Source organism: Pseudoalteromonas sp. Z9A5, assembly GCF_011378875.1.
Lineage (GTDB): Bacteria > Pseudomonadota > Gammaproteobacteria > Enterobacterales > Alteromonadaceae > Pseudoalteromonas.
Window position 1 is genome coordinate 63,270 of the sequence record NZ_WTLC01000023.1, and the last position, 12,848, is coordinate 76,117.

10 protein-coding genes are annotated in these 12,848 nt (G+C 37.8%); 5 read left to right on the plus strand and 5 right to left on the minus strand.

The annotated features are described in order from the left end of the window. Positions 1-24: 24 nt before the first annotated feature. The 4 genes from GQR56_RS12995 to GQR56_RS13010 form a co-directional block, all read right to left on the minus strand. Entirely contained in the window at positions 25-2,097 is a 2,073-nt protein-coding gene (locus tag GQR56_RS12995) for a hypothetical protein (protein ID WP_166112167.1), read from the minus strand. Between the two features lie 221 nt (positions 2,098-2,318). Continuing rightward, the gene (gene dxs / locus GQR56_RS13000) at positions 2,319-4,181 is read right to left on the minus strand and encodes a 1-deoxy-D-xylulose-5-phosphate synthase (protein WP_166112171.1); all 1,863 of its coding nucleotides are present in this window, start codon (positions 4,179-4,181) and stop codon (positions 2,319-2,321) included. Positions 4,182-4,293: 112 nt separating this feature from the next. Then, entirely contained in the window at positions 4,294-5,181 is an 888-nt protein-coding gene (gene ispA / locus GQR56_RS13005; RefSeq protein ID WP_166112174.1) for a (2E,6E)-farnesyl diphosphate synthase, read from the minus strand. A 3-nt stretch (positions 5,182-5,184) separates the two neighbouring features. Next, on the minus strand, positions 5,185-5,427 hold the full coding sequence (locus GQR56_RS13010; RefSeq protein WP_024612232.1) for an exodeoxyribonuclease VII small subunit: 243 nt from the start codon (positions 5,425-5,427) through the stop codon (positions 5,185-5,187). 309 nt (positions 5,428-5,736) lie between these two features. Between GQR56_RS13010 and pomA the strand changes: the two genes are divergently transcribed. The 4 genes from pomA (at position 5,737) to GQR56_RS13030 (ending at position 10,069) form a co-directional block, all read left to right on the plus strand. After that, positions 5,737-6,504 carry a flagellar motor protein PomA gene (pomA, locus tag GQR56_RS13015; protein ID WP_024612233.1) on the plus strand — a complete coding sequence of 256 codons (768 nt, stop codon included), beginning with the start codon at positions 5,737-5,739 and terminating at the stop codon, positions 6,502-6,504. A gap of 2 nt (positions 6,505-6,506) precedes the next feature. Next, the gene (locus GQR56_RS13020) at positions 6,507-7,427 is read left to right on the plus strand and encodes a flagellar motor protein MotB (RefSeq protein ID WP_166112177.1); all 921 of its coding nucleotides are present in this window, start codon (positions 6,507-6,509) and stop codon (positions 7,425-7,427) included. 143 nt (positions 7,428-7,570) lie between these two features. Then, positions 7,571-8,086 (plus strand): hypothetical protein, encoded by a 516-nt coding sequence (locus GQR56_RS13025; protein ID WP_024612235.1) that lies wholly within the window; start codon positions 7,571-7,573, stop codon positions 8,084-8,086. Between the two features lie 42 nt (positions 8,087-8,128). Then, positions 8,129-10,069, plus strand: coding sequence for a DNA topoisomerase III (locus tag GQR56_RS13030; RefSeq protein WP_166112180.1), 1,941 nt, complete (start codon positions 8,129-8,131; stop codon positions 10,067-10,069). 246 nt (positions 10,070-10,315) lie between these two features. Here the strand turns inward: GQR56_RS13030 and GQR56_RS13035 are convergent, their stop codons facing one another. Next, positions 10,316-11,623: an amidohydrolase gene (locus tag GQR56_RS13035; RefSeq protein ID WP_166112183.1), complete on the minus strand. Its 1,308-nt coding sequence runs from the start codon at positions 11,621-11,623 to the stop codon at positions 10,316-10,318. 111 nt (positions 11,624-11,734) lie between these two features. On the opposite strand from GQR56_RS13035, the gene GQR56_RS13040 reads away from it, so the two are divergent. Then, on the plus strand, positions 11,735-12,592 hold the full coding sequence (locus tag GQR56_RS13040; protein ID WP_166112186.1) for a tetratricopeptide repeat protein: 858 nt from the start codon (positions 11,735-11,737) through the stop codon (positions 12,590-12,592). Positions 12,593-12,848: the final 256 nt, after the last annotated feature.

Consider the following 12,848-nt stretch of genomic DNA (forward strand, 5'->3'; position numbering starts at 1 on the left):
TGGTCAGGCGTGGTAAGGCTAACTTTATTTATTAAGCCAAGCTGGTAAAATTGCAACCGACTCTGGTGCTGCAAATGCAGCGCTTTCATCGGCACTAATATTGCCGCCTGCACTGCTTAATATATTATTAAAACGCATAACCACATTGTTCGACTTTTCAGCTACGTATAAATCTGTTCCGCTATACATAATATCAACAGGGTTACCTAAAAGTGTATTTGGACCGCTAATAGTCGTGCTTATATTCACTAACCCAGATGCTGTCGCTACATTGTTTAGCACGTATACTTTACCGTCGTCTGCAACAGTGGCACTGCCAACATCTGAGAGTATTAGTGAGCCACTTACTGAATCGTAGTCAATGCCGTGTATATTACTTGGAGCCTCGACTGCGGTACCTGTATTTGCAGGAGTGATTAATCTGTTTTCTATGGCAATATTAGTCGTACCAGCCATTAGTTTACTTTTAACTTCATCAAATACAGCCACAGTTCCGTTTGTTAAAGCAACAAAGGCACGATCAGTTGTTACATCATAATCTACATCCCAAGGGCGGGCATTGTTTGCAAAAGTAAGCGTCATTAATGGGCTTGCATTACCTGTCGTACAGGTAGAAAATATTGAGATACTAGGTGTGTCTGCATTATTTTCAGCAACTAAAATCATGCCACTATCCGATGCAACATCAAGCCCTTTAGGTGAAATAAGACCTGTATTGGTGCCACTAATAATACTATCTTGGCTAGCGCTATATGTTTGCCCATCTCTATTTATTGCTACCTTATTTGAAATAATAATCCCACCGGTAGATGTTGTGCTGTTATCAAATGTTGTATAGCTATTACCTGCTTTATCAAATGTAACACTCTCAATTGTTTGGCTCGCATTGTAGCTGCCTAGTGTTGTTGTTAGTTCTGGGCTTAAGCGGCTAATTTGACCCGTTGTTTCGCTATTAGTTGCTGGGTTACTACTTACAGCAACACCCAGTAGTGACATGTTTAGGGTATCGCTATCTGAAATATCAGCCATTTCATTTTGCATACCTACTTTAGTAATCGATTCAGGCTTTATAGTGGAGGTCACTAAGTCGGGAGTAATATCGCCGCTTTCACCTGCAAAAATATTACTAAAAATGAGGATTGCATCATTCGATTTTTCGGCCACTCTTAAATCAGTACCCTCTAAACTAATGTCTACTGGGTTTCCTAACATAGTTGTTGGACCTGCAATAGAGCGTGCAACGCTTACTGCTCCATCAGCCGATGAAGCATTGTCTATTACAAACAAAGAGCCATCAGTAGCATCTGTTGCACTGCCTACATCAGACAAAATAAGCTTGTTAGTCGTTGAGTCAAAAACAATACCGTGAATATTTACTGAAACTTGCGCACCGTTATTATCGCTAGGTGTAATTGTTCTATTTGGCATGGCCACAAAGCCACCATTAACATAGTTGTCGTATACCGCAACATCGCCGTTAGTTAGTGCAACGTAAAGTCTATCGTTTACCTCATCGTAATCAACATCCCAAGGAGCTGCATTTGTTATTGTATTGGCAAGAGGGGCTGAATTTCCCGCTGAAGTTGCACCGAAAACAGTGACCTGCATAGCACCAAAGTCGGCAATAAAAATAAGACCAAGTTTGTCAGAAACCGCAATCCCTTTTGGGTTTGCTAATGTAGTGGATGAACCTGTTATTTCACGGTCTCGGTTACTATTAAAGCTATCTTCATCTACGCGGTTAGCAAGTTGGCAAACTGTTTTTATACTACCGCTTGAAATATCACTTGCTTGTATTAAGTTACCTAATGCATCGAAAGCAACGCCTTCGTTAGCTGTTGTGTTAAAGGTTTTTAATTTTACTGAATTTTGGTCAATTAGATCGGCTGTACCAGCATTATCAGAACCATTATTTGCAAGCACAAATTGAGCCTCTGAAAAATTAGGGGTTCCATTTGTGTCATCAGAGTCTGTATTAGTGATTTCACCATCGTCACTGCTACATCCTGTAATGCCGATAAGCACTGCGAGCGTTAGAGCCGAAAAGCTAAGTTTTTTGTTTGTTTGATCAGTAATATTTTGATTAGTTTTATTCATTATTTTTACCTTTTAATATTCCATTTAAAATGAACAGTAAAGTTGATGACTTAAAAATAAATAGCTAAGCCTGATACCAATGTAAAAATTAGTATTTCTTTGTGTTCATGCGTTAACCTCAATCTAATAACGATTGAAATTAAAAATTGGATGCAAAAAAAAGGAATTAAAAAAGGAGCTATAAAGCTCCTTTTATTTTAATGAATATTTTAGAGGAAGGGTTATTTTAAAAAACGTTGAATAGCAAGCAGTATGCCTTGTTCGCCTAATCCCATTTCATCATGCATTTCATCTTGTGTGCCGTGCTTAATAAACTCATCAGGAATACCTAAATTAAGTATATTAATACTGGCTTTTTGCGTTGCTAAGTATTCGTTAACCGCAGAGCCTGCACCGCCAGCAATTGCATTATCTTCAAGTGTAACTATTACATCATGACTAGTCGCTAATTCGTTTAAAAGTGCAGTATCAAGTGGTTTAATAAAACGCATATTAACAAGAGTTGCATCTAACTCATTTGCTGCAAGTTGGGCATTTTCAAGTAAAGTACCAAATGATAAAATTGCAATTTTACTACCTTGCTTTATTACATTCGCTTTACCAATTTCGAGTAATTGCATATTAGCTTGAATATCTTCTGTACCAGCACTTCCTCGAGGGTAGCGTACTGCAACAGGGCAATTTGCTTGATAACCAGTATAAAGCATATGACGGCATTCATTTGTGTCGCTTGGTGCCATAATTACCATGTTTGGAATACAGCGCATAAAACTTAAATCATAAGCACCTTGATGAGTCTCACCATCGGCCCCAACAATACCTGCACGGTCAATTGCAAATAATACAGGTAAGTTTTGTAGTGCTACATCATGAATTAGTTGATCGTATGCGCGTTGTAAAAAGCTTGAGTAAATAGCTACAACAGGCTTTAAACCTTCACAGGCAAAACCTGCGGCTAAAGTAACAGCATGCTGCTCTGCTATTGCCACATCAAAATATTGCTCTGGAAACTCTTTAGAAAAGCGCACCATGCCAGAACCTTCACGCATCGCAGGTGTTATCGCCATTAATTTATTATCTTGTTCAGCCATATCACATAACCAATCGCCAAATACCTTAGAGAAGGTAGCTGCACTTGGTTTTGATTTAGGAAGACTCGAAATATTTGGATCAAACTTTGGCACGCCATGATAACCAATAGGATCGGCTTCTGCGGGTTTGTATCCTTTACCTTTTTGGGTTTTTATATGTAGTAACTGTGGTCCTTTTAAATTACGCATATTGCGCAATGTATCTACCAACATGTTTACATCGTGACCATCAATAGGGCCAATATAATTTAGACCAAGTTCTTCAAAAAATGTCCCTGGAATCATCATTCCTTTTATATGTTCTTCCATTTTACTAGCAAGTTGTTTTACAGGAGGTACACCAGAGAGTAGCTTTTTACTGCCTTCACGAATGTTAGTATAAAAGCTACCTGATAAAATACGTGCAAAATGATTTGTTAATGCACCCACATTTTCAGAAATCGACATTTCGTTATCATTTAAAATAATAAGCATGTCTGATTTTACATCACCAGAGTGGTTCATTGCCTCAAATGCCATACCAGCAGTAATGGCACCGTCGCCTATAATTGCAACGGTTTTTCGTCCTTTACCCTCTTTTTGCGCGGCAATAGACATTCCCAGCGCTGCTGAAATAGACGTACTTGAATGACCTACGCTAAACGTGTCGTATTTACTTTCTTCACGAAATGGAAATGGGTGTAAGCCATCTTTTTGACGAATCGTGTGCATTAAATCGCGTCGACCAGTCAGTATTTTATGCGGGTAAGCTTGATGACCCACATCCCATACTAACCTGTCATCGGGCGTGTTATACACATAATGTAGGGCAACGGTAAGTTCAACCGTACCTAAACCAGACGCTAAATGACCGCTACTTTGCGATACTGAGTTGAGTAAATAGTCACGTAACTCATTGCTAAACTCTGGGAGTTTATCTTGCGCTATATCGCGTAACTGGGCTGGTTCGTCAACCAAATTAAGTAATGGATACTTGCTACTATCAAGTGTCATGGTTTTTTATATATCCTTCGCTAACATCAATTAACTTATACAAATACGGTATAAATTCAATTAATGTTCAGTAATTATGTCAGTGCTAAGTGCAATACTTTTTAAGCGGTGCTTAATGATCACGCTCAATTAAGTAATTTGCTAGTGACGCCAGAAGTGTTGTGTCAGCATCAATATTTGCTAACGCTTCATGGGCTTGTTGTATTAAATTTTGCGCCTTTTCTTTAGCGCCAAGCATACCCAATAAAGCGGGGTATGTCGCTTTATTGGCTGCAATATCTGACCCTTGCGGCTTACCTAAAGTAACAGTATCGCCCTCAATATCCAAAATATCGTCGTGGACTTGAAAGGCCAGCCCTATAGCATACCCAAAAACAGATAAGTTATCTAAAGTTTGTTCGCTAACATTTGGAGAACACATTGCACCTAAGGTAATTGCACAATTAATTAATGCACCCGTTTTTAGTTTATGAATACGCTCAAGTTGCTGTACTGTAATCACTTTGTCGGTTGCAGCAATATCTAAACCTTGACCGGCAACCATACCCTCTAAACCAGAGGCATGTGCAAGTTTTGCTATCATTTTTACTTGTGTTTTTGAGCTACATTTAAAATTATGATTTGAGATTAGCTCAAACGCTAATGTTTGCAGCGCATCTCCAGCTAAAATAGCTTCAGCTTCGCCATAAACTATATGACATGTTGGTCTACCTCGGCGTAAATCATCATCATCCATAGCTGGTAAATCATCATGTACTAAAGAGTAGCTATGAATACATTCAATTGCTGCGGCAAGTACATCTAAATCACTTTTCTCTGCACCGAGCATTTTACCTGTAGCGTAAACCAAAAATGGACGCAGTCTTTTCCCACCATTGAACAAGCTATAATGTGTAGCTTCTTTTATTTTTTTTTCACTATCGAGCGGTTGTTCAAAATAAAGATTGAGCGTATTAGCTACATCAGTTTGAGCATGTTCTATTTGTTCTTTAATGCTCACCGTTTATTCCACATCGTTGTCAAAGTTTGCAAGTGCTGACTTTTCGCCGCTTCCCATTAAAATTGATACTTTTTGTTCTGCTTGCTGTAATTTACCTGATGAAGCATTAGCCAAAGCAATTCCGCGTTCAAATTGCTTTAACGACTGATCAAGCGATAAATCACCTTGTTCCATGTCACTAACAATTGTTGATAATTCTTCTAGTGCTTGTTCGAAACTTAAGTTTTCAGGTTTTTTAGTCGCCATATTATTTCAGCTTACATGATAAATTTAGAAGCCAATTTTAGGGGGAATGCTAAACTAGGTCAAAGGATGATATGTTTTTTTCGTCTATTAGCATTAAATGTTACCTTTATGTGCATTAATAAAGACTTAATAGCGGTCTATTGCTGTAGTTAAAGTAATTAATAATGTACCTTTAATTAAACTAATACTTTAATGCTCTTTTTATGTTTCTTTACACAAATGGCTTAAGCAATTCAATATGTTGCCGATAAGTAGTTAATAATAAAAGTTTATGATAAGGCCTTACAGCATGAAACCTTTGGAGGAAATGTGGATTTAGCAACCATTATAGGGATCCTTGGCGCAATTGGCTTAATTGTCATGTCGATGTTTATGAGTAGTAGTGGCGAAATGGCTATGTTTTACAATACCCCTTCGGTGGTAATTGTATTTGGTGGATCTATATTCATAGTTTTATCAAATTACACCATGGGACAGTTTTTTGGTATAGGTAAAGTAGCCGCTAAAGCTTTCATGTTTAAAATAGAATCACCTGAAGAGCTAATTGATAAAGCAATTGAGCTTGCAGATTCTGCACGAAAAGGCGGTTTTTTAGCCCTTGAAGAAGCTGAAATACCAAATCAGTTTATGCGAAAAGGTGTCGACATGTTAGTTGATGGTCACGATGCCGATGTAGTGAGAGCTACTTTACAAAAAGATATTACTTTAACTTCCACCCGTCACGAAATGGGTGCCGGCTTATTTAAAGCGATGGCCGATATTGCACCTGCAATGGGAATGATTGGTACCTTGATAGGTTTGGTTGCTATGTTATCAAACATGGACGATCCAAAATCAATAGGGCCTTCAATGGCAGTAGCATTATTAACAACTTTATATGGTGCATTTTTAGCAAACGTAGTTGCTATCCCTATTCAAGTTAAATTAGAGCTTCGTAAAGATGAAGAGGCAATGAATCAGCGTTTGATTTTAGATGCAGTGCTAGGTATTCAAGATGGTCAAAATCCAAAAGTAATTGAAGGTATTTTGAAAAACTACCTAGCTGAATCAAAACGTAAAGTAGATACCGAGGAGTAACCATGTCTGAGCAAGAGTGTAAATGTCCACCTCCAGGGCTACCTGCGTGGATGGGGACGTTTGCTGATTTGATGTCGCTACTAATGTGCTTTTTTGTACTCTTGCTTGCGTTTTCTGAGATGGATGTACTTAAATTTAAACAAATAGCAGGCTCAATGAAGTTTGCTTTTGGTGTACAAAATAAAATAGAAGTAAAAGACATCCCTAAAGGTACCTCTGTTATTGCAATGGAATTTACACCAGGGAAACCAGAACCCACCCCAATAGAAACTATTCAACAGCAAACAGTAGAAATGACTCAGCAAATGCTAGAATTTCAAGCCGGTGATGAAAGCTCTGCCGGAGGAAGACAAGAACAGCGTGGTGACAAACGTGGTGGTGAATCTCGTAGTACATCTCAAGAGCAATCATCTGAACAAGCAACGGCATCTGCTGATCAAGAGCAAACAAATGAGCTTGTTAAAAAAATAGCACAACAGCTTGAAAAGCAAATTATTGATGGTGCTATAGAACTTGAATCGCTAGGGCAGCAAATAATTATCCGTATTAGAGAAAACGGTTCGTTTCCTTCAGGAAGTGCGTTTTTACAACCCAAGTTTAAACCAATTATTCAAGATATTGGCGTTTTATTAAAAGATGTACCCGGTGAAATAACTGTATCTGGGCATACTGATGATTTTCAGGTATCTAACGAGCTATATATTAATAATTGGGACTTATCATCAAAACGTGCAGTAGCCGTTGCAAGTGAACTACAAAAAGTGAAAGGCTTTGATAAAACTCGCATGATGGTTGTTGGTCGAGCTGAAACAAGACCACTTGTACCAAATGATACAGATGAAGATCGTCGAAGAAATCGTCGTGTCGAGATTTCTATTTTGCAAGGTAAAGCAAAAGAGTCAGCCCCAATTGATGTAAGATAGTACACCTTGGCAAAGCGGTTTTTTTAACATAAAATAATAAATATTAACAAATGTAATGGAATACCCATGAAGAAAAAATATAAGTATAGCGATATGCCAGGCAACGGAACTGGCGGAGATGACGATAAGACGAAAGAATAATAATGCCTTTATGGGTTGATAAGGTAATTGGACTTCTTGAACTTAGCTGGGTTTTATTTTTAATCCCAGCTATTTTTATTTTCTATTTGCGTAAAGATTTTTTAGCATTATGGTTTGTATGTGTCACAGGTGCATTTTTCTTATTTGGTGCACTTATATACGATTCTTTAAGAGAGTTTGATAAAGATATTTATATATATAGATATCTTGTCTGGGCGTTTAATGACATTGCTTGGATGGCTTTAATTGCCTACCTTGGGATAAAAGACAAAGTTTATTTATGGCAATGTGTGTTAGGTCAGTTGGTTGTTATAATGGCACCAATTTTACAACTTTTTCGCGTTGTTGATCGCCACCTTTGGGATTTATCTTATAGCACGCTAATGTATAAAACGCTTTTACCTTTAATTAATACGGCCACCGTAGTGGTGTGTTATCTTCCGCTAATTTATATAGTAATTAAAAATAATAATGCAGTAACTAGTAATAATTATAAAAAAGTCCCTCCTTTAAAATAGTTGTGCTAAACTACTGTTTATATGAACAGTGGTGAGCAAGCTATGAAACTCTACATTGCAGAAAAACCTTCACTTGGACGCGCTATTGCTGATGCGCTACCAAAACCACATAAAAAGCATGATGGTTATATAGAAGTCGCTAATGGTGATTGTGTCTCTTGGTGTATTGGGCACTTGTTAGAGCAAGCCGAGCCCGATGACTATGATGAGCGTTTTAAAAAATGGCAGTTTGAACACTTACCCATAATACCAGAACAGTGGAAGTTAAAAGCCAAAACTAAAACACGTAAACAGCTCACTGTTTTAAAAAAATTAATTAAACAAGCTTCGCAACTTGTTCATGCTGGCGATCCAGACCGTGAAGGCCAGCTGCTTGTCGATCAAGTAATAGAAGAAGCTAAAATAAGTCAGACTAAAAAGCAGAGTACGCAACGTTTACTCATTAGCGATTTAAACCTATCGGCAGTAAAAAAATCATTGAGTGCTATGCGCTCTAATCGAGATTTTATTCCGTTAAGTGTATCTGCTTTAGCGCGCTCTCGTGCTGATTGGTTATTTGGTATAAATTTAACGCGTGCATATACCCTAGCTGGGCAAAAAGCTGGGTTTGGTAATGTACTTTCGGTAGGGCGAGTACAGACCCCTATTTTAGGTCTTGTAGTTAATAGAGATAACGAAATTACGAACTTTGTATCTAAGCCTTTTTACGATGTACTGGCACATTTACTTACTCCTGATAATCAACCATTCACAGCTAAATGGGTGCCAAGTAAAGCATGTGAGCCACATCAAGATGAAGAAGGTCGGATACTTAATAGTGCATTAGCAGAAAATGTTGCTTCACGCATTACAAAGCAAAGTGCTGAGCTTACGGCACTTGAGCAAAAACAAAAAAAGCAGAGTGCACCATTGCCATATAACTTATCTGCACTACAAATAGATGCAGCTAAAGCATTTGGTATGCCTGCTCAAAAAGTGTTAGATATTTGCCAAATACTTTACGAGCGTCATAAATTAATAACGTATCCGCGTTCAGACAACCGCTATTTACCTAAAGATCACCATCAAGATGCATCTGCTATTTTTAAAGCAATAAGTGCTAATGGTGGGCAAAGCACTGAATTAGTAAACGGGGCTGATACTAAAAAGCGTAGCAAATGTTTCAACGATTCAAAAGTAGCTGCGCATCATGCAATTGTACCAACAGCGAAACAGTTAAAATCAGCGAGTTTGAGCGGCGATGAAGCAAAGGTATATCAATTAATAAGCCGTCATTACCTAATTCAGTTTTATCCCGACTATATATATAACGAAACTAAAGCAGAGGTAACTATTGCTGGCGGTTTATTTAAAGCAAATGCAAAGCAAGATGTAAGCTTGGGCTTTAAGGTGTTAATGGGTAAGTCTGAATTAAAAGATGAAGCTACGCTACCTCCTTTAACTAAAGGTATGTCTCTTTTTTGCGATAAAGGCGAAGTAGTCGAAAAGCATACATCACCCCCAGCTTATTTTACTGATGCTACACTACTTGCTGCGATGACGGGCATTAGCCGATATGTTAAAGATCCACAAATTAAAAAAATACTAAAAGACACAGATGGTTTAGGCACTGAGGCAACGCGTGCAGGTATAATTGAATTGCTATTTAAGCGACTTTTTTTAAAGCGTGAAGGTAAGTCAATTAGAGCAACCGAAACGGGGCTTGCACTCATTAGCGTATTACCGCAAGGTTTAGCGAGTCCTGATTTAACCGCAAAGTGGGAATCGAGCCTAGGTGATATTGCGCAGCAAGCAATGAGTTACCAGCAATTTTTACAACCTTTACTTGCCGACCTAAATGGTTTTGTACAACTAGCAGCAAACTGCGATAGTGATGCATTTGCTAAGCTACCAAAAACCTCACCTAAAAAACGTTTTGCTAAACGAGGCGGAAAATCGACCTTTAAAAAGTCGAGTTATAAAAAAAGCTCTGTTGCTAGTTAGCTACAGAGCTATTTTATTAAACGATATTACTTAATGTTGAATTGGTATTACTTAACCTGAACTCTGGTTAAGAGATTTACTAACGTATTGAATCATGATGATATTTAAATTTATTTTCTCTAGTCAGAGATTTTCAGTGAAAACAAGGCGAATTTACGCGTCAATAGCTGGCCTATTGCAAATAAATTCAACGCAGTTAGCGCTGAAAATAACTGCTTGAGATAGATTTATTATCCAGAATTCAGGTTACTTATTAAATAAAGCAACAGCAGCGTTACTCATTGCTTTTATTCCGGTTGGAATAGCAACTTTATAATCAGGTGCAAATTTACTAGAGTGTAGGGAAGGGAGTATTTCACCTGTTTTTATTGAATCTGCATATTGTGCTTGATTAACACCGCCTAACCAAAATAACGTAATTGGAATGTTTTTCTCGGTACGACCATATACACCAAAGTCTTCACCTGCCATTACCGCTTTTGCTTCCAATACATTTTCATCTCCAATTGCATCAGCAATAGTTTTACGGACTATATTAGTTTGTTCAGGATTATTGTAAGTAGAGGGCGTTGATTCTTCTTTTACATATATAACAGGATACATAGCCTCATCTAATCCTGCACTTTGGGCAATGCCTGCAGTAATGCGTTTTATTGCTGCAATTTGAGCGTTACGTACATCAGGGCTGTAGCTGCGTAAAGTTAATTGAAGTTTTACTTCGTCTGGAATCACATTATGTTTAGAACCTCCGTGTATAGAACCGACGGTAACGACAGATGGTTCTAATGGTGAAAGTTCACGACTGGTTATTGTTTGTAATGCCATAACGGTTCGAGCTGCAATTACAACAGGATCAATAGTTGTGTGCGGATAAGCGCCATGCCCGCCTTTTCCTTTTATTGCAATGTCTACAGAGTCGACGCTTGCCATTGTATATTCATTTTTCATTGATACTTTACCAGCAGGAACGCTCGCACTAACATGCAGTGCAATAATATGGTCTGGTTGAGTATATTTACTGAATAAACCATCGCTTAACATTGCTCTAGCACCAGCACCTACTTCTTCTGCGGGTTGTGCAACCATCATCAATGTACCTTGCCATTCATTTTTATGCGTTATTAGTTGTTCAGCAGTTCCTATAAAAGAACTCATATGAATATCATGACCGCACCCATGCATTACACCTACTTTTGCACCATGCTCATCTGTTACAGTTACCTTTGAAGCATATGTTTTGCCTGTTTGTTCTGTAATAGGTAAGCCGTCTGTATCAGTACGTATCATTACTGTTGGACCATCACCATTTTTATAAATACCAACAACGCCAAAACCACCTACATTATTTGTTACTTCAAAACCAAGTTTTGATAATTGAGAGGTTATTTTTTTACCTGTATTTTGTTCGTGGTTTGAAAGCTCTGGTGATTGATGTAAATCGAGGTAAAATTTTTCTATAGCTGGCATGCTTGAGCTTAAATCTAAATCTAGTGGCTTTGCTTGTATAAATGGACTTGCTATTAAGAGCGCTGCGCTTAAGTAAGTTAGTTTCATGTTTCGCCTCATTGATTGATATCTATACCGAGTGATTTAGGTATATGACTTGTAATTATTATGTTTACCACCATATAAAAACCTAAATAGATGAATATGGCAATCAATTAAATGAGCAACATAGTTAGTATTAACGCACAAAATCTTCAGCAAGTACTCGGTGAAACATCACAACAAAAATTAGTGTTGCTTAACTTTTTCTCACCACAAAGTCCTGATTGCATAGGACAGGCTGCAATTTTAGATAAAGTAGCAGCTGAATATGCAAGCTATATAGTAGTGGCAAACCTAGATTGTGATGCAGAACAAGCCCTAGCTTCTCAACTTGCACAACAAGTAGGGCTACAAACATTACCTACACTTGTATTATTAAAAGACTCTGCACCAGTCGATTTACTTGCTGGTGTTCAAACTGAAGCACAAATACGAGAAGCCCTAGGGAAACATCTACCTGCACAACAGGACTTATTATTAGAGCAAGCAAAACAAGCTCTATTGAAGTCAGATTTAAATGCGGCATTTAATTATGCAAAGAAAGCTTATGAAATCGACAATAATAACGCGCGTATCAAATTAGTACTTGCAGATATATGTATCCAAATTCATAAAGTAGATGAAGCGCAAGCGCTTATAAATACAATCGATGTACAAGAGCAAGATGCTTACTTTAATAATATAAAAGCAAAATGCGAAGCTGCGCTCGAAGCGAAGGATTCGCCAGAGATTAAAGAAAAGCAACAGCAAGTAGAAAAGTATCCAAATGACTTAGCGTTAAAAGAAGAGTTAAGTGCATTACTTAATGAAGCAGGAAGAAAAGAGGATGCGTTGGACGTACTCTTTACAATACTTCAAAAAGATCTTAATTTTAGTGAGGCAAAATCAGGCTTTTTAGCGATTATTGCCTCTTTACCTGATGGAGACGTGCTTGCTGCTAAGTATCGTCGCAAGTTATATAGTATTTTATATTAGATTTTTATACCTATTACTTTTAAGAAGCACCTACATAAGGTGCTTTTTGCATTTTTAAGCCTTTAATTAAAAGCTTCAGCATCGCTTTACTATGTAAAATGGATAGTTATCAACAGGTTTTTGTGGGTAACTTGTGCCTATCGTGTGTGCTTGCTTGGGGTTTAATTTTAATTACTATTTTATGCAAATAACGCTTGCGTAAAATTCGCCGCTCCCTATAATGCGACCCCACTGAGACGGGAAACGCCAACGCCTA